The 20,746-nt window shown below is 74.8% G+C and carries 14 protein-coding genes; 8 read left to right on the forward strand and 6 right to left on the reverse strand.

Annotation, left to right across the window (positions count from 1 at the left end; genetic code table 11):
- Positions 1–149: 149 nt before the first annotated feature.
- Both VF468_31145 and VF468_31150 read right to left on the reverse strand, forming a co-directional pair.
- Complete coding sequence (locus VF468_31145; GenBank protein HEX5882742.1) at positions 150–1,361, reverse strand: M20 family metallopeptidase; 1,212 nt, start codon at positions 1,359–1,361, stop codon at positions 150–152.
- Entirely contained in the window at positions 1,358–2,314 is a 957-nt protein-coding gene (locus VF468_31150) for an L-lactate dehydrogenase (protein HEX5882743.1), read from the reverse strand. Before VF468_31150 ends, VF468_31145 begins: the two co-directional genes overlap by 4 nt.
- Positions 2,315–2,344: 30 nt before the next feature.
- Here VF468_31150 and VF468_31155 point away from each other — a divergent pair, with 30 nt between their 5' ends.
- Together VF468_31155 and VF468_31160 are read left to right on the forward strand one after the other, a co-directional pair.
- Complete coding sequence (locus tag VF468_31155) at positions 2,345–4,045, forward strand: Mur ligase family protein (GenBank protein ID HEX5882744.1); 1,701 nt, start codon at positions 2,345–2,347, stop codon at positions 4,043–4,045.
- Positions 4,046–4,087: 42 nt separating this feature from the next.
- Complete coding sequence (locus VF468_31160) at positions 4,088–4,477, forward strand: PPOX class F420-dependent oxidoreductase (GenBank protein ID HEX5882745.1); 390 nt, start codon at positions 4,088–4,090, stop codon at positions 4,475–4,477.
- Here the strand turns inward: VF468_31160 and cphA are convergent.
- Both cphA and VF468_31170 read right to left on the reverse strand, forming a co-directional pair.
- Complete coding sequence (gene cphA, locus VF468_31165; GenBank protein HEX5882746.1) at positions 4,443–7,319, reverse strand: cyanophycin synthetase; 2,877 nt, start codon at positions 7,317–7,319, stop codon at positions 4,443–4,445. The genes VF468_31160 and cphA overlap by 35 nt on opposite strands.
- On the reverse strand, positions 7,316–8,251 hold the full coding sequence (locus VF468_31170) for a cyanophycinase (GenBank protein ID HEX5882747.1): 936 nt from the start codon (positions 8,249–8,251) through the stop codon (positions 7,316–7,318). The genes cphA and VF468_31170 overlap by 4 nt, the downstream gene beginning before the upstream one ends.
- Positions 8,252–8,313: 62 nt before the next feature.
- On the opposite strand from VF468_31170, the gene VF468_31175 reads away from it, so the two are divergent.
- From VF468_31175 to VF468_31185, 3 genes are all read left to right on the forward strand, one after another.
- The gene (locus VF468_31175) at positions 8,314–8,994 is read left to right on the forward strand and encodes a response regulator transcription factor (protein HEX5882748.1); all 681 of its coding nucleotides are present in this window, start codon (positions 8,314–8,316) and stop codon (positions 8,992–8,994) included.
- Positions 8,991–10,274, forward strand: coding sequence for a HAMP domain-containing sensor histidine kinase (locus VF468_31180; GenBank protein ID HEX5882749.1), 1,284 nt, complete (start codon positions 8,991–8,993; stop codon positions 10,272–10,274). The genes VF468_31175 and VF468_31180 overlap by 4 nt, the downstream gene beginning before the upstream one ends.
- A gap of 162 nt (positions 10,275–10,436) precedes the next feature.
- Complete coding sequence (locus tag VF468_31185) at positions 10,437–11,894, forward strand: trypsin-like peptidase domain-containing protein (GenBank protein HEX5882750.1); 1,458 nt, start codon at positions 10,437–10,439, stop codon at positions 11,892–11,894.
- Between the two features lie 448 nt (positions 11,895–12,342).
- Here the strand turns inward: VF468_31185 and VF468_31190 are convergent, their stop codons facing one another.
- Positions 12,343–12,987 (reverse strand): thermonuclease family protein, encoded by a 645-nt coding sequence (locus tag VF468_31190; protein HEX5882751.1) that lies wholly within the window; start codon positions 12,985–12,987, stop codon positions 12,343–12,345.
- Positions 12,988–13,175: 188 nt separating this feature from the next.
- On the opposite strand from VF468_31190, the gene VF468_31195 reads away from it, so the two are divergent.
- Genes VF468_31195 through VF468_31205 form a run of 3 tightly spaced genes read left to right on the forward strand, consistent with a single transcriptional unit; the run spans position 13,176 to position 20,391 of the window.
- Positions 13,176–16,616 (forward strand): ATP-dependent DNA helicase, encoded by a 3,441-nt coding sequence (locus VF468_31195; protein HEX5882752.1) that lies wholly within the window; start codon positions 13,176–13,178, stop codon positions 16,614–16,616.
- Entirely contained in the window at positions 16,613–19,969 is a 3,357-nt protein-coding gene (locus VF468_31200) for an ATP-dependent DNA helicase (protein ID HEX5882753.1), read from the forward strand. The genes VF468_31195 and VF468_31200 overlap by 4 nt, the downstream gene beginning before the upstream one ends.
- Positions 19,966–20,391, forward strand: a complete 426-nt coding sequence (locus VF468_31205) for a hypothetical protein (protein ID HEX5882754.1) — start codon at positions 19,966–19,968, stop codon at positions 20,389–20,391. The genes VF468_31200 and VF468_31205 overlap by 4 nt, the downstream gene beginning before the upstream one ends.
- Before the next feature lie 72 nt (positions 20,392–20,463).
- Here VF468_31205 and VF468_31210 read toward each other — a convergent pair.
- On the reverse strand, positions 20,464–20,746 hold a 283-nt coding region (locus VF468_31210; GenBank protein ID HEX5882755.1), incomplete at its 5' end, for a hypothetical protein.

A 20,746-nucleotide genomic window follows, 5' to 3' on the forward strand; every position in this document is an offset into this window, starting at 1 on the left:
GCCCCGGCGATCTGGGGGAGCACGAAATAGATCACCACGAAGGCGACCAGCAGGAGCTGGACGAGGCGCCTGACCGGCGTGACCAACCGCGCTCGGGTCCGGATCATGGGTGCTGCCAGTATAGATGGCGACCTGCGGACCCCCGGGGACTACCCGTTGGCCCCCAGGCGGGCCAGCAGCCCGGCCAGGAGGGCGGTGCGCGGGACGACGCTCTCAAGATCGAGCCACTCCGTCGGCCCGTGGGCCTCGCCGCCCACCGGGGCCAGGCCGTCGATCGTGGGCAGGCCGGCGGCGGCGGTGGTGTTGGCGTCCCCGGCCCCGCCGGTGGCCGCCTCGCCGACCTCGAACCCGAGGTCGCGGGCGACGGCCCGGGCCTCGGCGACCAGCGCGGCCACGGCCTCGGTGCGCTCCATCGGCGGGTGGCGGTGGGCGGGCAGCAGCTCGGCCCGGGCGCCGGAGACCGTGGTCGCGGCCACGATCCGCCCGACCTCGTCCATGGCCTGGTCGAAGGCGGCCGTTGTCGCCGCCCTGACCTCGACCTGCATGGTCGCCCGGTCGGCGACCACGTTGGTCCGGCTGCCGCCCCGGAGCACGCCGACGTTGCAGGTCACCCCGTCCCAGCGGCCGTTCAGGCCCTGCAGGGCGACCGTCTTGTGGGCCGCCTCCAGGAGGGCGTTGACCCCCTCGGTGGGGCGGACCCCGGCGTGGACGGCCTTGCCGGTGACCTCGACGGTGAACGCCGAGATGCCCTTGCGGGCCGAGACCAGGGCGCCGTTGACCCGGGCCGCTTCCAGCCCCACGGCGATGTCGTGGTCGCCGGCCAGGGCCTCGATCAGCGGCCGGCTGAACGGCGAGCCGATCTCCTCGTCGGGCGAGCAGACGAGCGTGATGGCGGCGAAGTCGTCGAACCCGGCCAGGTCGCACAGGACCTCGACGGCCTCGAACCCGCACACGACCCCGGCCTTGTCGTCGGTCACGCCGGGCCCGTAGGCGCGCCCGTCCCGGGTCCGGAACGGCCGGGCGGCGGCCGTCCCCTCGTCGAACACCGTGTCCATGTGGGCCAGCAGCAGCAGGCGCCGCCCGCCGTCGGCCACCGGCCGGGCCCCGGCCCGCCGGCCGACCACCATGTCGCCCAGGGGGGCGCCGGCCCACTCCTGGTCCGGGCGGTGCTGGTGGCGCTCCACCTCCCAGCCACCCGCCTCGAAGCGGGTCTGGCACAGGTCGGCGACCCGGTTCACGCCCGCGGTCGTGAACGAGCCGGAGTCGATGTTGACCAGCTCCTCGATCCGGGCCAGGACGTCGTCGAAGCGTTCGCGCAGCGGCGCCAGCAGGCTCGCCGGCTCGGCCCTGGGGTCGGTCACAGGCCGACGCTCTTGATGACGCCCTTGACCGTCTCGGCCGAGCGGCGCAGGCCCGCGACCTCCTCGGCCGACATCGGGCTGGGCAGGACCATCTCGACGCCGAGGCGGTCCACCACCGACGGCAGCGACAGGCAGACGTCGTCGATGCCGGCCTGGCCGTCGAGCAGGGAGCTGACGGGCAGCACCTGGCGCTGGTCGCGCAGGACGGCCTCGACGATCCGGGCCGCGGCCAGCCCGACCGCGTAATTGGTGGCGCCCTTGCCGCGGATGATCTCGCTGGCCGCGCCGACCACCCGGCGGTGGATGTCCTCGCGGGCGGCCGCGTCCAGCGGGGGCCGGCCGGGGACGTCCCAGGCCAGCAGCGGCACCGACCCGATGGAGGCGCTGCTCCACAGGGGGACCTCGGAGTCCCCGTGCTCGCCGGCGATGTAGGCGTGGACGTTCTGCACGGCCACGCCGCAGTGGTCGGCGACCAGCAGCCGCAGCCGCGAGCTGTCCAGCACCGTGCCCGACCCGAACACCCGCTGGGGCGGCAGGCCCGAGATCTTCAGAGCCGCGTAGGTGATGACGTCGACCGGGTTGGTGACCAGCAGCAGGATCGCCTCGGGGGCGACCTCGAGCAGCCGCGGGACGATCGCCTTGGAGAGGTTGACGTTGGCCTCGGCCAGCTCCAGGCGGGTCTGCCCGGGCTTCTGCTTGGCCCCGGCGGTGATCACGACCAGGTCGGCCCCGCGGCAGACCTCGACGTCGTCGGAGCCGACGACGGTGGCCTGGGGGACGAACTGGAGGCCGTGGTTGAGGTCGAGCACCTCGGCCCGGGTCTTGGCGGCGTTGATGTCGTAGAGGGCGATGGTCCGCCCGATCCCCTGGATCAGGCAGGCGTAGGCGCAGGTGGCCCCGACGCTGCCGGCCCCCACCACCGCCACCTTGGTGGTGCCCGCCGATCCGATCATGAGGGAACCCTACCGGATAATGTCCGGGCCATGGCCGAGACGGCGGAGCCAACGCTGGTCGAGCTGCGCGTGCTCGACGGGGCCAACCTGTACTTCCCCCGCCCGGCGATCAAGCTCACCCTGGAGGTGCCGGCGCTGCTGTCGCTGCCCGAGGAGCGGGCGGCGGCGGTGGCCGGCGAGGTCGGCCTGATGGCCGGGGCGCCGGGCCCGCCCGGGGGCGAGCAGCGGCGCCGCTTCGCCACCAGGCTCCTGGCCCACCTGGTCCGGCGGACCGCGGCCGCGGCCGGGGTGCGGGCGCTGGCCGTGCGCAGCCGCCCCGGCCCCGAGCCGGCCCAGGTGGTGGTCGCCTACCCGTGGCGCCGCCAGCACGCCGCCGAGGCCCTGGGCCGGGCCGTCGCCGAGCTGGTCGCCGACATCGCCGCCCCCGGCCTGGCCGAGCGGGTCGGGCAGCGCGGGACGGCGCTGCGCGACGTCGAGCCCGGCCCGGGCCCGTCGCTGCCCGCGCCCAGGATCCCGACGGTGGCGGTGACCGGCACCAACGGCAAGACGACGGTGACGCGGCTCATCGCCCACATGGGCCTGTGCGCCGGGCTGCGCGTCGGCTGGTCCAACACCGACGGCATCTACCTGGACGGCGAGCTGGTCGACGAGGGGGACTGGTCGGGGCCGGGCGGGGCCGCCCGGGTCCTGGCCCAGCCCGGCATCCAGCTGGCCGTGCTCGAGACGGCCCGGGGCGGCATCCTGCGCCGCGGGGTCGGCGTCACCCACAACGACGTGGCCGTGGTCACCAACATCTCCGCCGACCACCTCGGCCTCGGCGGCATCCACACCCTTGACCAGCTGGCCGAGGTCAAGGCCACGATCGTGCGGATCACCCGCGCCGGCGGCTGGGTGGTGCTCAACGCCGACGACCCGCGGACCCTGGCCATGCGCCGGCTGTCACGGGCCCGCCCGTTCGTGTTCGGCCTCGACCCGGACGCGCCCGGGCTGCGCGAGGCCCAGACCGAGGGCGGGCGCGCCGCCACCGTGCTCGACGGCGACCTGGTCGTGCTGACCAGGGGCCGGGTCGACCGGCTCCTGCCCGTCCTCGACGTGCCCGTCACCCTGGCCGGCCTGGCCTCCTTCAACGTGGCCAACGCCCTGGCCGCGGCCGCCGCCGGCATCGCCATCGGCCTGCCCACCGAGGCGGTGCTGGACGGGCTGCGCGGGTTCCGGCCCGACCCGGGCCAGAACCCGGGCCGCATGAACATCCTCGACCTGGGCGGCCGGGCGGTGATCGTCGACATGGCCCACAACGAGGCCAGCCTGCTCGCCCTGCTGGAGGTGGCCAGGGGCCTGCGCCTGCCCGGCGGCCGGGTGCTGGCCAGCGTCGGCACCGCCGGGGACCGCTCCGACGAGCTGATCCGCTCCCTGGGCGAGCTGGCGGCCAGGGGCGCCGACCGGATCGTGGTCGGCGAGAAGCACAAGTACCTGCGCGGCCGCGACCCCGGCGAGCTGGTCGGGCTGCTGCGCGAGGGTGCGGCCACGGTCGGCGTCCTCGACGTGCCCACCTACCCGGGCGAGCTGGCCAGCCTCCAGGCCCTGGCCGCCTCCTCCGGGCCGGGCGACGTGATCGCCCTCATGGCCCCGGCCGAGCGGGCCGAGATCCTCGCCTGGCTCAGCGAGCAGGGCGCCACCCTGCTCGACCCCGGCCGGCTCCGGGCCCGGGTAGTCGAAGCCCGCGGCGGGTAGCCTCACCGGGACCCGCCACCCGCCGCACCCCTGGAGGTCCCCGTGCTCGAAGAAGGCGTGCGCCAGCTGGCCAAGGAACGGAACTTCGCCGTCCTGACCACGCTGCTGCCCGACGGCCAGCCCATGTCCCACGTCATGTGGATCGACTGCGACGACGAGCACGTCGTCATCAACACCGAGACCCACCGCCAGAAGGTGAAGAACATCCGCCGCGACCCGCGGGTCACGGTCACCATCTGGGACGCCGGCGACCCCTACCGCTACGCCGAGGTCCGCGGCGAGGTGGTCGAGACCGTCGCCGGCCCCGAGGCCAGGGCGCACATCGACGAGCTGTCGATGAAGTACAACGGCCACGAGTACCGCAACCAGATCCAGTCCGAGCGGCTGATCCTGCGGATCAAGCCCCTGCGCCAGCGGCTCCGGACGCCCTAGACCGGGACTGCAGCTCGTCCACGATGCTCTCGACCTGGTCGGCGCAGAGCACCACCAGGTCGCCCGGGTTGGCCCGGTCGAGGGCGAGGCGGGAGGCCTCCAGCTCGTCCAGCACCACCTCCAGGCTGCGGCAGCGGCCCCCGTCGGCGGCCCCGGCCCGGGCGCCGGCGGCCACCAGCTCGGCCACCTCGCCCGGCTCGCGGCCGCGCAGGTTGCGGTCCTCGCGCACGATCAGGGCGTCGAAGTGGCGGGCCGCCACCTCGCCCAGCTCGCGGATGTCCTTGTCGCGGCGGTCGCCGGGGCTGGCGATCACCCCGGTCCGCCGCCTGGCCATGATGTCGCCCCCCTTGGGCGGGGTGGCCAGGCGGTCGACGAAGTCGCCGAGCATGCGCATGCCGGCCGCGTTGTGGCAGTAGTCGACGATCACCCGGTAGCCGTCCACCTCGAACAGGTTGAGCCGCCCCGGGGCCACCTCGTAGGAGGTGGTGAACGAGCGCAGGCCGGCCCGGATGTCGTGGACGTGGGCGCCTGCGGCCAGGGCGGCCGCGGCCGCGGCCATGGCGTTGGCCACGTTCATGCGGGCCCGGCCCCCGAAGGTCGCCGGGACCGCCCCGGTGGGCGCGATCAGGGTCGAGCGCCGGCCCTGGCGCAGCACGATCCCCTCGCCCAGGCGGCCGTCCTCGAGCACGATCGCCCGCCCGCCCCGGCGGCAGTGGCTCTCGACCAGCTCGTTGCCGTCCTGCATGGAGAAGTAGACCAGCTCGCCCGAGCAGTGCCGTCGCATCCCGGCGACCAGCGGGTCGTCGGCGTTGAGGACCCCGTGGCCGTCGCGGGGGACGGCCTCGATCACCACCTGCTTGACCGCGGCCAGCTGCTTGAGGGTGTCGATGCCGCGCAGCCCGAGATGGTCGGCGCCGATGTTGAGGACCACCCCGACGTCGTTGCGCTCGTAGCCGAGGCCCTCGCGCAGGATCCCGCCCCTGGCCACCTCGAACACGGCGAAGTCGACCCGCGGGTTCTGCAGCACCATCCGGGCCGAGCGCGGCCCCGAGGCGTCGGCCGTGACCACCAGCCGCTCGTCGATCAGGATGCCGTCGGTCGAGGTCAGGCCGACCTGGCGGCCCATCCCCTTGAAGATGTGGGCGACCATCCGGGCCGTGGTCGTCTTGCCGTTGGTGCCGGTCACGGCCACGATCGGGATGCGCGACGGGGTGCCGGGCGGGAACAGGAGGTCGACCACCGGCTTGGCCACGTACTGGGGCTCGCCAACGGTCGGGTGGGTGTGCATGCGGAAGCCGGGGGCGGCGTTGACCTCCACGATCGCCCCGCCGCTCTCGCGCACCGGCTCGGCCAGGTCGGGGGCGATGAAGTCGATCCCGGCCACGTCGAGCCCGACCACCCGGGCCGCCTCCTCGGCGATCTCCACGTTGTCGGGGTGGGCCTCGTCGGTCCGGTCGATCGAGATGCCGCCGGTCGACATGTTGCCGGTCAGGGTCAGCTTGACCATGGCGCCCTCGGGCGGCACGTCGTCCAGCTCGAAGCCCTGGTCGCGGACCAGCTCGACCGCGGCCTGGTCGACCCGGATGCGGGTCAGGACCTTCTCGTGGCCGACGCCGCGGCGCGGGTCGGCGTTGGTGATCCCGACCAGCTCGGCCACGGTGTGCTCGCCGTCGCCGACCACATGGGCCGGGACCCGCTCGGCGATGGCCACCATCCTGCCGCCCACCACCAGCACCCGGTAGTCGTTGCCGGCCACATAGGTCTCGACCAGGACCGTGCCCCGCCGGGCCTCGGCCTGGGCGGCCGGGAAGGCGGCGGCCACCTCCTCCTCGCTGCGCAGGTCGAGGTGCACGCCGCGGCCGTGGTTGCCGTCCAGCGGCTTCACCACCAGCGGGAACCCGAGGCGCCGGGCCGCGGCCAGGGCGTCCTCGGCCGACCGGACCGGGTAGGAGCGGGGCACGGGCAGCCCGGCCGCGGCCAGCAGCCGGGTCGTCAGCTCCTTGTCGCCGGCCACGTCGACCGCCAGCGAGCTCGTCTTGGAGGTCATGGTGGCCCGGATGCGCTGCTGGTAGATGCCCTGGCCGAGCTGGACGAGCGAGTACTCGTTCAGCCGCAGCCAGGGGATGTCGCGGGCCGCCGCCTCGTCGACGATGGCCTGGGTCGAGGGGCCGAAGGCGGTCCGTTCGGCCCGCAGGATGAACCGCTCCAGCTCGGCCTCGAAGTCGAAGCCCGGCTCCCGCTCGACCAGGTGGTTGACCAGCCGCACGGCCAGGCGGCCGGCGGCCAGCCCGACCTGGTCGTCGCCGTAGCCGTAGATCACGTTGTACTGGCCGCGCGTGCGGGCGCTGCGGGTCTTGCCCCGGCGCTGCTCCCCGCCGGCCTCCCGCTGGAGCTGGAGGGCGACGTGCTCGGCCACGTGCCCCAGCCAGGTGCCCTCGCGGAGCCGCTCCACGAACCCGCCCCGCCGGCCGACCCCGCAGGTGTGGTCGACCAGACCGGGCAGCAGCTCCAGCAGGTCGTCGGTGAAGCCCGGGATCGTGTTCGAGGGGAAGTCCTCCAGCGAGCCGAGGTCGACCAGCAGGTGGATGGCCTTGTCGTACGACCAGAAGTTGGGCCCCCGGTAGACGCGGGCCTCCAGGATCCGCAGGTCGGGCCGAGGGCCGCCGGGCCCGGGGCTGTCGGGCTGGGGGCTGCCGGGCTGGGGGCTGCCGGGCCCGGGGCTGTGGACAGCCGGTCGCGCGCCTTCCCGCCGGCGGCTACCCTCCCGTTTGGGGGCCCGCCCATCGGCGGACGAGGTTGCCGCTCGGGCGCCGGCCAGGTCTTCGGCCAGGTCGTCGCTCATTGCGATGCCTCCTGCTCCTCGCCGCCACGGCCGCGGCGGCGGCGCGCCCGCTGCCCGGCCGGCCACTCCTCGGCCGCCTCCTGGCGTGCCTGCCGCCTCGGGGTCGCGACCGCCTGCAGCCGGGGCAGCAGGACCCGGGCGCCGAGGTCGAAGCGGTAGCCCGGCGGGAGGGCGTGCAGGACGACGCCCGACACCAGCACCGGCCGCCGCGCCCTGACCTCGAACGCGTCCGACTGGGCCCTGGACCCGTCGACCACCGTGACCGTCCCTTTCCCCAGCACCTCGAGCACACCGTCGGGGCTGATGATGGCCGCCGTGTCCTCGTCGATGCCGATGCCGAGCTGGCTGGGGGACTCGGCCACCAGCAGCAGCAGCCGTCCCAGCCGGTTGCGCTGGGTGAAGTGCTGGTCGATGACGGCGCCGGGCAGCAGCCCGAGACCCGCCGCCATGTGGGCCAGGCGCTGCTTGGGAACCTCCCCGGGGCCGCCGAAGGCGACCATGTGGGAGCTCAGGGCGCTCGCCCCGGCCGAGGTGCCGCCGACCACCGCCCCCCGCCGGTGCGCGTCCACCAGGGCCGCCCCGAGCCGGGTCCCGCTCACCACCATCGACAGCCGGAGCTGGTTGCCGCCGGTCATGAACACCCCGGTGGCCCCGGCGACGGCCTCGGCCGGTCCCGGTGCCTCCGCCTCCTCGCGGGTCGCGGGCCGCAGCCCGATGACCTCGGCCGCGCCCAGCTCGGTGAACACCCGCCGGTACAGCCCGAGGATCTCGTCGCCGAGCGAGGAGGCGGCCGCGATCACCGCGATCCGCGCCCGCCCGCCGCCGGCGAGCTGCACGAAGCGGTTGAGGATGGTCCGGTGGCCGAGCTTGTCCTCCGCACCACCGATGGCCACGAGGACGCCGGCTCCGGCCCGGTTGATGTCGGAGGCCATGTCGCAGTCTAACAAGCGGGCCTCTTACACCTGCTTGATGGCGTTGGCCTACCATTTCAGGCATGCGGGTGCTGGTCGTCGAGGATGAGGCCGACCTGGCCGACGCGATCGCGCGCGGCCTGCGTCGGGAGGGCTACGCCGTGGACGTCGCCTACGACGGTGACGAGGCCGTCGACAAGGCGAGCGTCAACGACTACGACGTGGTCTGCCTCGACCTGAACCTGCCCAAGGTGGACGGCATCGAGGTGGTGCGGCGCATCCGGGCCGACGATGTCGGCCAGCCGACCCGGGTGCTGATGCTGACCGCCCGCGACTCGACCCGCGACCGGATCACCGGGCTGGACGAGGGCGCCGACGACTACCTGGTCAAGCCGTTCGACTTCGACGAGCTGACGGCGCGGGTGCGGGCCCTGCTGCGCCGCGACGCCGGCCGCTCCGGGGCGGTGCTGCGGGTCGGGGACATCGAGCTGGACAGCTCCCGCCACGACGCCCGCCGCGACGGCCGCCAGCTGCCCCTGACGCCCAAGGAGTTCGCGCTCCTGCGCTACTTCATGTCCCGGCCCGGGCAGGTCCTCAGCCAGGAGGAGCTGCTGGAGCACGTCTGGGACGAGAACGCCGACCCCTTCACCAACACCGTGCGGGTCACCGTGATGACGCTGCGCCGCAAGCTGGCCGACGCCGGCGACGACCAGCCGATCGAGACGGTCGTCGGTCGCGGCTACCGCCTGCGCGAGCAGCCATGAACCCGCCCGGCTGGCTGGTCGACCGGCTGCCGGAGTGGGCCCGGTCGATCCGCTTCCGCTACACCCTGCTGTACTCGGCGGTGCTGTTCGGCCTGGCCGCGGTGGTGGTGGCCGCCATCTACCTGGTGCTGATGATGTCGCTGCGCGGCGAGCCGCCCTCGCCGACCTACACCCGGCGGTGGTGCCGACCCTTCAGCGACGACTGCGTCACCATCGACTACTTCCAGGCCAAGGAGTTCGCCCGCTTCGTCCACTCGGTGACCCTGACCAAGCTCCGCAACTACTCCTTCGGCGCCCTCGGGGTGCTGTTCGTGGCCAGCCTGGGCGTCGGCTGGGTGGTCGCCGGCCGGGTGCTGCGGCCCATCGGCCGCATCACCTCGGTGGCCCGCGACATCCAGGCCACCGACCTGTCGCGCCGCATCGAGCTGCCCGGCCCCGACGACGAGCTGAAGCAGCTGGCCGACACCTTCGACGCCATGCTGGCCCGCCTGGACGCCGCCTTCGCCGCCCAGCGCCAGTTCGTCGCCGACGCCTCCCACGAGCTGCGAAATCCGCTGGCCATCATCCGCACCAACGTCGACGTCGCCCTCGCCGACCCCCACGCCGACCCCGACGACCTGCGCCACACCATCACGGTGGTCCAGCGGGCCAGCGACCGCATGGCCCGCCTGGTCGACGACCTGCTGGCCCTGGCCCGCCGTCAGGAGCCGACCCTGGAGCACGAACCGGTCGACCTCGGCGCCGCCGTGGCCGAGGCCAGCGACGACTTCGTGGTCCCGGCGGCCGCCCGCGGCATCGTCCTCGACCGGGCCATCGCCCCCGGCGTGACCGTCACCGGCGACCGCGACGCCCTCAAGCGGGCCGTGGCCAACCTGCTCGAGAACGCCGTCCGCCTGGCCCCCGAGGGCTCCCGCATCCGCCTCGCCACCGGCAGCGAAGGCCACCGCGCCTGGATCGCCGTCGCCGACGAGGGCCCGGGCATCGCCCCCGAGGACCAGCCCCACGTCTTCGACCGCTTCTGGCGCGCCGACCGCGCCCGCGCCCGCGCCGACGGCGGCACCGGCCTCGGCCTGGCCATCGTCCGCCAGATCGTCGAGAGCCACGGCGGCCAGATCCGCCTCCAGTCCAAGGTCGGCGTCGGTTCCTCCTTCGTCATCTGGCTCCCCGTCACCCCCACCCCCACCCCCACCCCCGGGACGACCCCCCGCCCCCCGGCCCCCGCCCTCACCCCCGCCGAGCGCGCCCGCACCAGGCCGTCGTTCGGCCCCGGGTCGGAGTAGGCGCCGCGGCGGTTCGCCGCCGCGGTCCCGGCCCGCCCCACGGCTCCCGGTCGCCTTCCCGCCCTTATCTCGCCTTGAGGCTCGGCTTACTGGTGCTTTAGCGGTCGCTGCCTACGCTCGACCACGAGGCTTGCCATGTTCGACCCCGCAGGAGGCGACCGAATGTCCATTCGCGACGGCCTGGAGCCATCGCGCTCCCAGGACTCCGACACCCAGACCCAACCTCTTCCCCGCGACCCCCGCCCCGAGACCGCCCCCGACCAGCCCGCCGGCACCCCCGTGGACCCGCAGCCCCTACCGCCCGCGGCGTCGCAGCCCGGACCGGCCGACGAGGCCTGGCCGTCGTCCTGGGGCCAGGCGCCGTCGTCCTGGGATGCGTCCCCGGCCCCCGCCGACGCCGCCGCCTGGACCCAGCCCAAGGCCGCCCAGGGACCGTCCTGGACCCAGCAGCCCACCCCGGCCGCCCAGCCCAGGGACCCCGAGCCCCGGCCCGACCAGCCCCAGGCCGACTGGGGCCAGGGCGGCAGCGGCGGCGGGTACCCGACCGTCCCCGCCTGGGGCTCGCGACCGGCCGACGCCGGCTCGCCCAGCGGCCGCCGCCCGTCCCGCTGGGTGGCTGGCGCCGTGGCCGGTGTGGTCCTGCTCGCCGCCGGCTTCGGGATCAGCCGGGCGCTCGACGACGACGCCACCCCGTCGGGCGCCGGCATCCCGACCGCGGCCCCCGCGTCCGGGACTCCCGTCCCCTCGGGCTCGGCCTCGGGCCAGGAGCCGGCCGCCGTCGTGGCCAAGGCCCTGCTTCCCACCGTGGTCGAGATCCGTCGCGACAACGGCGCCGGCTCCGGCTTCGTCTACGACGAGAACGGCTACATCATGACCGCCGCCCACGTCATCCAGGGCGTCGACCAGGTCGAGGTCCGGCTCTACGACGGCACCGAGCTGCAGGGCGAGGTCGTCGGCACCGACGAGCGCAACGACGTCGGCGTGGTCAAGGTCGACCGCACCGGTCTCAGGGCGGCGCCGCTCGGCATCGGCCAGGACCTCCAGGTCGGCCAGCTCGCGATCGCCATCGGCAGTCCCTTCGGCCTCAACGAGACCGTGACCGCCGGCATCGTCAGCTCCACCGACCGCGTCCTTGAGGACGGCCGCGAGGTCATCCAGACCGACGCCCCGATCAACCCGGGCAACTCCGGTGGCGTGCTCGCCGACCGGCAGGGCCGCGTCATCGGCATCAACAGCGCCATCCGCCCCGGCGCCAACTCCAACGGCAACGTCGGCATCGGCTTCGCCGTCCCGATCGACATCGCCGCCAAGTCGGCCGCGGCCATCGTCAAGGGCGAGCAGCTCCAGATCGGCTACCTCGGCGTGACGCCGTCGCTCACCACCGGCGGCCGCGACGGCGCCCTCATCCAGGAGGTCGCGCCCGGCAGCCCGGCGGCGAATGCCGGCATCCAGCCCGGCGACCTGGTGGCTTCGATCGACGGCAAGGCGATCGAGAACTACAGCGAGATGATCGCCGCCATCCGGAACCACCAGCCCGGCGACAAGATCACGCTCGGCATCGTCCAAGGGGGGAACGAAACCACCATTACGGCCACCTTGACCGAGCGTCCCGCCGGTTGATCGGGGACGGACGGCGCGGCATGGTCCGGCCTGGGATACGTCGACCGAATCTGGTACTTTGGCTGATAACGATTTGGCGACGAGGGAGGCCAAGAACGGGAACGACCCCTTACGCTTGATAGGCGAACACGGAGCTGGTCCGAACGGGCGCTGGGGGGCGTTCCAAGAGGACCCCTTCCGCCCGCAGGACGGCCTGGGCCGTTCGGCCTAGGCCGAGAGGACACGGGAGGCGCGGGAAGCACGTTCGCCTAGCGACGGCCGCGCCGTCCGGTGAGTGGACCGGTGGTTGGGGGACTACCGGGACCCCCCGGACGGCAGGCCGTCCTTTACGTTCCGGCCGGTTCGCGGGCGACGTTCCGGGCAGTTCGCGGGCCCGGTTCGCGCCGGACAGCCCGCCCTGCCCCGCTCCGCTCAGGGCCTCCCCTTGCGGCGGCGGTGCCGGCGGCCCTCACGAACCGGACTGGTTCTCCTGGGCCCAGAGGCCGCGGTCCTCGCGGCGCGCCTCGGCGACCAGGCGGCGGAACAGCCGCTCGTAGGTGACGTTCGGCGGGACCGTGAGCTGCTGCGCGTATCCCTCGGCGGCCAGCAGCGCGTTCCAGAACGTCCCGTCGTCCAGCCACACGTAGGCCAGCATCCGGCCGTACCGGTCCCGTGGCTCGGCGTCTCCTGCGAGGCGCACGGTCTCCCCGTCCAGGTAGTGCCTGGCGAAGTCCGACGCCTCCTCGCCGAACGGCTCGTCCGGCTGGTTGGGCGACACCGACTCCGGCGTGTCGACCCCGATCACCCGGACCCGCTCCTTCCGGCCCCGCACCATGGCGACGAACGTGTCGCCGTCCGAGACCCGCTGCACCTCGGCCCGGACCGCGTCCTTGGGCGCGTCCGGCCAGGCCGCCCGCTCGGCCTTGCTGGTGCTCAGATCGGCCGGCGCCCTGCCCGCTCCGCCGTTGCCGCCCCCGCTCCCGACGTCCTCGACGAAGCCCTCGCACCCGGCCATCCCCACGAGGGCCAGGACGAGCAGCAACAGGACCGGGACCAGCCGGTGGCGGTCCAGCCAGGTTGGCATCGACTTCCTCGGCGTCGTCTCCTCCTTCATGTCCTCGAGATCCTCACGGGGCGCCCTCGGCGGGCACCGCGACACCCGGCGAAGCATAGGCCCCGGCCCCGACCGCCGCGCCGGTCCGTCCACAGCCCGCCACCCGCCCGCCGGATCGCGCGAATGACCCAAGGGACTGTGGACAGCGCCCAGCCAGCGTCATAGTCGCTCGCTAGGATGCCCGCATCATGAACCGGCCAAGCGTGCCCACCCCGAACCAGCCGCCCAGCGGCCGGCCCAGCGCCGTCCGGGCCGCCTCCGGCGCGGTTCCGGCGGCGGGCTCGGTCATCGCCGAACTTCCCGGCGCAGGGCCCGTCGCCCTTCCCGACGGCCCTCCCGCCGAGCTGGCGGGGATGCTCCCGCCCGGCAACGTGGTCATCCTCGGCGGGCCGGGCAGCGGCAAGACGGCGCTGCTCGAGGCGACCATGCACCGCCTCCTGGCCCACCCGGGGGGCATCGCCCGGTTCATGACCTCCAGCCGCCAGGGCGCCGTCGCCTCCACCGAGCGGCTCCTGGCCGCGCTCGGCGGCGCCTCGGGTGGTGCCCTCGGCTGCATGACCTGGTACGCGTTCGCCCGCGGCCTCGTCACCAGCCACGCCGACCTGCTCGACTACCGCGGCGAACCGCGCCCGCTGAGCGGCCCGGAACAGTGGTCGCTGGTCCGCTCCCTGCTCACCCTCGACCAGACCGAGGTCGACTGGGGCCCGCTCGCGCCCCTCGTCGACACCCGCGCGTTCACCGACGAGCTGGCCGAGTTCGTCCTCGCCTGCGAGCGCCGCCTCCTCGACCCCGAGGAGCTGCTCGAGCGGGCCGCCACCGAGGCGCGCCCCAACTGGGTCCCGGTCGCGGCCTTCCTCACCCTCTACGGCGAGCATCTCGCCCTCCAGGACTCCGTCGACCAGGCCGGCCTCATCCTTCAGGCCGGCGACCTGCTCGAGGACCATCCCGACATCCTCGCGGCCACGGTCGCGCAGGTCGGCACGATCCTGGTCGACGAGGCGCAGGAGCTCGACCCCGCCCAGCGCCGGCTGCTCACGCTGCTGGTGGATGGCGGCACCAGGGCGATCCTGGCCGGCGACCCGGCGGGCGCCACCGACACCTTCCGTGGTGCCACCCCGGGGGCGCTGCCGGCATTGGCCAAGGACCTCGGCGCCAGCGTGGTCCTGCTCGAGCGCAGCCGGCGGCTCGGCGGTCCCGGACTCGACGCCGTGCGGCGCCTCCAGGCAGCCGGCCCCGGCCCGGTCGTCGCCCTCACCGGGGGCGGTACCACGATCGTCGAGGCCGCCCGCCACCCCGGTCCGGCCGAGGAGGCGGAGGCGAACGCCCGCCTGCTCAAGGTCGCCCACGAACGGGACGGCGTCCCCTACGGCCGGATGGCCGTCCTGCTGCCGTCGACCCGGCGGCTCAGCGCGCCCACCCGCCGGGCCCTTGAGCGGTTCGGCGTTCCCTACCGGCTGGGCGCCGGCGAGCGCCAGCTGGTGGCCGAGCCGGTCGTCGGGCACGTCCTCGACCTGTTCCGCCTGGCCCTCGACCCGGCCCGCGCCGACGAGCTGCTCCCCACCCTCCTCACCTCCCCCCTCGGCGGCCTCGACCCTGGCGAGCTGCGTGCCCTCCGCCGCGCCGCCCTCCTCGCCGACCGCTCCCTCGCCGACCATGTCCGCGCCCGCGCCGTCCCCCCACCTCCCGCGGAACCGGACCTCGACCCGGCCGACCCCGAAGGCGGTGGCCGGGACACTCCAGGTCCGGAGGCCGCAGGCCCCGAGGAATCGGAGGCCGCGGAGGCCTCCACGGCCGACGGCGATGGGGGAGAGGTGGGACCGGCCCGGACCGGGTCGGCCCTGGTGCTCGACCCAGGGCTCGTGGCCAGGGTCCAGGCGCTGTGCGACCTGCTCGAAGGGGCCGAGCGCTGGGTCGCGGAGCTGGACGCCGACGCCTGCTTCTGGGAGGTGTGGCGGACCGCGCCCGCCTTCTCCGAGCTGATCCTGCGGGCCGAGGTCGACCCCACCGACGCCGACGTGCAACGCCAGCTCGACGCCCTGACGGCCTTCTCCCGGGCCCTCGGCCTGTTCGTCGACGGCCGGCCAGGGGCCAGCATGCGCACCTACCTCGACGTGGTCGAGCGGGCCGACTTCGCCAGCGACCCCTGGCTGCCTCCGGGGATGACCAGGAACGACACCGTCGCCGTGCTGTCGGTCAACGCCGCCAAGGGCCAGGAGTTCGACCTGGTGATCGTCACCGGGTGCCTGGAGGGGGCGCTGCCCATGACCGCCCGCCCGCAGGGGCTGTTCGAGGCCTGGCGGCTCGACGGCGACCCGGGCCCGGTGGCCCGCGCCAACGAGCTCCTCGACGCCGAGCGGCGGCGCTTCACGCTCGCGGCCAGCCGCGCCCGGGACCGGGTGGTCTTCACGGCCTCCCGCGTCGACGGCCGTGGCGAGCCGTCCCGGTTCCTCCGCGAGCTCGGCCTCGAGCTCCCCGCCGACCCGCCAGCCCCGGAGACGGCCCCGCTCGGATCGCTGGAGGCCGCCGGTGCCCTCCGCCGGGTTGCCGGCGACCGGGACCGGCCGGCGGCCGAACGGCTGGCCGCCGCGGCCACCCTGGCCGCCATCCCCGGCGTCGACCCGGCCACCTGGTGGTGGCGCCGGGACTACACCGTCGACCCCGAGCCGATCGCCGCCGAGGGGCGCCTGCGCACCTCCTACTCCCGGATCGGGACCTACGAGGACTGCCACCTGAAGTACTTCTTCGGCAGCGTGGCCGGGCTCGACGACCGCTCCTCCTACCAGATGGCCTTTGGCCGGCTCATGCACACCATCTTCGAGCTGGCCGCCAGGGGCGACATCGCCAACGAGCCCGACGATCTGAAGGCCGCCTACCGGCAGCGGTTCAATCCCGCCTGGTTCCCGTCCCGGGCCATCGCCCACCAGTACTGGCGCGACGGCATGGGCATGCTGGAGCTGTGGCACCGCGGCGAGGCCGAGGCGGCCCGCCGTGCCCTGCGGTTCGAGGTCGGGTTCGAGATGGAGGTCGGAGGGCACCTGGTCCGGGGCCGCATCGACCGGGTCGACCGGGGCCCGGACGACGGCATCGTCCTGCTCGACTACAAGACCGCCCGCTACCCCGCGTCCGAGGAGGAGGCCGAGCGCTCCCTCCAGCTCGCCATCTACTACCTGGCGGCCCTGCGCGACCCCGAGCTCGCGGCGCTCGGCCACCCGGTCGAGATGCAGCTCGTGTACCCGGCAAGGGTCATGCACGGCCGGTTCACCAGGGTGAGCCAGCACCCGGGCCCGGACCACGCCAGCCAGGTCGAGCGGCGGCTGCTGGCCCTGCTCGACGGAGCGGCCGCCGAGTCCTTCGACCCCGACCCCCACGCCGACTGCCGGATGTGCGCCTTCAAGCCCATCTGCCCCATGTGGCCCCAGGGCGAGGAGTTCCTGGCCCCGGCCCATCCCCCGTCCGGCCTGGGTTCCGGCGGCACCCCGGTGGCCGGCACCCCGGAGGCCGGCACCGGCCTGGGCGGGAACCCTGCGGCCGGCCCCGCGCCGGGCGACCCGGGGCCCGGTGGCGGCCCGGTGCCCGGTGGCGCGCCGGCGGCCGGGTCGGCGGTGCGGAACGGCAGGGGAGAACGATGAGCGCCACCCTCACCGGTGTGGTCACCCCGGGGGTCCGGGCGGCGCTGCGGGGCCAGGACCCCACCCCCGAGCAGCTCGCCGCGATCACCGCCCCGATCGGCCCGGTGCACGTCATCGCCGGCGCCGGGTCGGGCAAGACCGCCGTGATGGCGGCCCGCATCGTCTACCTGGTGGAGCGGCTCGGGGTCGCGCCGGCGTCGGTCCTGGGCCTGACCTTCACCAACAAGGCCGCCGGCGAGCTGGAGACAAGGGTCCGGGAGGCGCTCGCCGACATCCCGGTCGACGCCGGCGACGAGGTCACCGTCGACACCTACCACGCGTTCGCGGCCGACCTCGTCAAGGCGTACGGGATCCGGGTGGGGGTCGAGGTCGACGCCGACCTCCTCAGCGAGGCCCAGCAGTACCAGATCCTGCTCGGGATCCTCGACAGCGAGCGGTTCGAGCACCTCAGCGTCCGCACCGCCGGGGCGACCATCCGCAAGACCCTCGAGCTGGCGTCGGCCTGCGCCGACCACGTCGTCCCCGCCGAGCGGGTCGTGGCGGCGTCCCGCCGCCTCCTCCAGCGGGCCGACGAGGGCGAGCGGCTGCCCGACTGGATGCTCCAGGCGGCCAAGGAGCGGATCGAGCTTGCCCGCCTGGTCGAGCGCTACGCGGCCGAGAAGCGGCGGCGGGGCCGCCTCGACTTCGGAGACCAGGTGGCCAAGGCGGTCGAGCTGGTGGAAGGCCATCCGGAACTGCTCGACGAGCTCCGCACCCGGTTCCAGCACGTCCTGCTCGACGAGTACCAGGACACCAACGTCGCCCAGCGCCGGCTCATGCAGCGGATCTGCCCGCCCGGCGCCTCCATCATGGCTGTCGGCGACGCCCGCCAGGCGATCTACGCCTTCCGCGGCGCCACCATGTACAACCTCCTGTCGTTCGCCGACCACTTCCCACCCACCCCGGCAACCGCGGACCCGGCGGTCCCTGGCCTCGCGCCGGTCCCGGCCGCTCCCTCGTCCGGACCTGGGCCCGTCCCCGTACCCGCGCCAGGTCGCGGTCAGGACCCGGCATCCCCGGCCGGGGCGCCGTTGCCGCTGTCGACCAACTTCCGGTCGGGGCCGCGGATCCTGGCCCTGGCCAACTCGGTGATCGACCGGATCCCGGAGGAGCGGCGCGGGGGGACCTCGCTGGTGGCCAGACCGGGCGCGGCCGGGGGGGCGGTGCGGGCGGCCCTGCTCTCGGACCAGTTCGCCGAGGCCGCGTTCGTGGCCGACCAGGTCGTGCAGGCCCACGAGACCGGCCTGCCCGACGGCAGCTGGCCCGAGTGGCGCGACGTCGCCGTCCTCGTCCGGTCCAAGCGGCTCCTCGGCCCCCTGCGGGAGGCGCTCGAGCAGCGGGGCGTCCCGGTCGAGGTCGTCGGCCTGTCCGGCCTGCTGGAGACCCCCGAGATCGTCGACCTCGTCTCCACCCTGCGCGTGGTCGCCGACCCGGGCGCCAACGTCGCCCTGGCCCGGCTCCTCCTCGGCCCCCGCTGGCGGATCGGCCCCCGCCACCTCGTCCGGCTGGCCCGCTGGGCGTCGCGCCACAACTGGGGCCTCAAGGACGAGCTGCCCGGCGAGGACCCCGACCCGGGCGACGTCAGCTTCGCCCTGGCCGAGGCGCTCGACCACCTGGACGAGGTCGAGGGCCTCGACGAGGAGGCGCGCCACCGCCTGGGCGCGTTCTGCGAGGAACTGCGGGAGCTGCGCGCGGCCGCCCGCGGGCCCCTGCTCGACCTGGTCCAGACCATCCTGGAGCGCACCGGCGTGTGGGCCGAGCTGGAGGCGTCCCGGGACCGCCGGGCCATCACCGCCCGCCAGAACCTGGCCACCTTCCTCGACCGGGTGGCGGCGTTCGCCCCGGTCCAGGGCGACCCGTCCCTGGGCGCCTTCCTCGTCTACCTGGACGCGGTCGAGGACGCCTCCGAGCCGGTCGAGGCGGTGCAGCCGGCCCCGGCCGACTCGGTCAAGCTGATGACCGTGCACATGGCCAAGGGCCTGGAGTTCCCGATGGTCGCGGTGGCCGGCCTCTCGGCCGGCACCGGCAAGGACGGCTCGCCCCGGTACGGGATCTTCCCCGACGCCAGGGTCGCCGACCCCCGCCGCGCCCAGGGCTTCCCCTACGAGCTGCGTGAGGACGCCGGCCACCTCCCCCGCTTCGGCGGCAACGCGCGGGCGTTCCGGACCGAGCTGGAGGAGCGGGCCCTCGAGGACGAGCGGCGGCTGTTCTACGTCGCCATCACCCGGGCCAAGCAGCTGCTCGTGCTCACCTCGGCCTGGTGGTACCAGGGCTCGGAGAAGACCCCGAAGGGCCCAGGGCCGTTCTGGCGCGAAGCCGCCGGCCATCCGGCCGTGGACGTCCTCGTCCAGGCCGAGAAGCCGGTCGCCAGCCCGCTCACCGAACGGCTCAGGGAGCGGGTCAGCTGGCCCCATCCGGGGCGCCGGCCCGAGGACGCCGACGACCCGGTGTTCCCCGAGGGCCTCGCCGCCGCGGTGGAGCTGGAACGCGCCGTGCCGGGGACGCTCGAGTCCAGGGTGCCGCCGGGCCAGGCCGACGCCTTCCGGGCCGCCGCCGAAGCCGGGTGGCACCTGCTCGACGCGGCCCGGGTCGACCCGACACCGGCCAGGGTCGAGCCGCCCCGGATCCTCTCGGTCAGCCAGGTGCTCGACTATGCCCGCTGCCCGCGGGACTTCTACTGGTCGGTGGTCCGTCCGCTGCCGACGGCGCCCAGGCCCGCCGCCAGGCTCGGCACCGTGATCCACCGCCTGCTGGAGCAGCGGGCCCGCAGCCTCCCCGACCTGATGGACACCGACGACCTCGCCGGCGACCAGGCAGGCGGCCACGCCGATCCTGAGCTGATCGAACGGGCCCGGCGGAACTTCGCGGCCACCCGCTACGCCACCCTCCCTCCACCCGACGCCGAGGTCGGGGTGATCCTCCGCATCGGCCCATGGGTGGTCCGAGGGCGCGTCGACGCCATCTTCCGATCGGACGGGACCGGGCCCGCCGAGGTCGAGCTGGTGGACTGGAAGACCGGCCGGCGGGTCGACCAGGCCGTGGGCGGGCTGGACCAGCTCGCCCTCTACGCCCTCGCCCTGCGTGAGCTCGGGGAGCTGCCGGGGGACCGGTGCGTGGTCTCCTACTGCTACCTGGGCGGAGAGGAGCCGGTCCTGGAGACACGCGCCCTCGGCCCGGCCGACCTCGACCGGCAGCGGGCGCTGGTGGAGATCATCCTCGCCGCCCTCGACCAGGGCGACTACCAGCGCGCCTGCGGCCGCTCCGACTGCGAGACCTGCCGCCGCGGCCTCGGCCCCCCGCCGCGCCCGCCATGACCGATGGCGGCGCCGAGCACCTGCGCGAACGGCTCAGCCGGGCGCTGCCGGTGGCCATGAAGGCCCGGGATCGCATGGCCGTCGCCGCCCTGCGTTCGGCATTGGCCGCGATCGCCAACGCCGAAGCCGTCGACCCGTCCCGGGCGTCACCGCCGGCCGCCCGACCGCCGCCAACCGATCCGTCCCCGAAGCCCGCGGGGCCGGGGGGCGACCCGCCGTTCGCGGGGACGGTGGCGGGGGTTGGTGCGACCGACATGGAGCGGCGCAGCCTCACCGGGGAGCAGGTGGAGGAGGTCGTTCGGGCCGAGATCGCCGAACGGGAGACCGCCGCGGCCGGTTACGAGCACACCGGCCAGTTGGAGCACGCCGAGCGGCTGCGAGGCGAGGCGAAGGTCCTCATGTCCTATCTCCAGCAGCGCTGAGCCTCATCTCCTCTCTCCAGCGACGCGGAGCCACCTCGTCAGGCACGCGGCATGACGAGGCTGCGATGTCGGTCAGGCCGGTGCGGGGGGCAGGGCGGCAGCCATGACCAGCCGTGCGGCCAGCCGCAGCCCGGGCAGATGGGCGTGGATCGTCGCCACGAACCGTGGACCCCAGACCAGCGCCGCCAGGCTTCGGTGGCGGGGCGCCGGTGGGACAGGTCGAGGCGACGAGGCTGCTGTGTCCGTCACGGCGGCGGGGTGGCTGGCCGGGTCCTCCTCGGGCGGCGGGCCGTACTTCTCGGTGTAGGCCTGGTGGACCGGTTCGTAGAGGGGCTGGGGGTGGGCGAGGCCGAAC

Source organism: Actinomycetota bacterium, from assembly GCA_036280995.1.
Taxonomy (GTDB): domain Bacteria; phylum Actinomycetota; class CALGFH01; order CALGFH01; family CALGFH01; genus CALGFH01.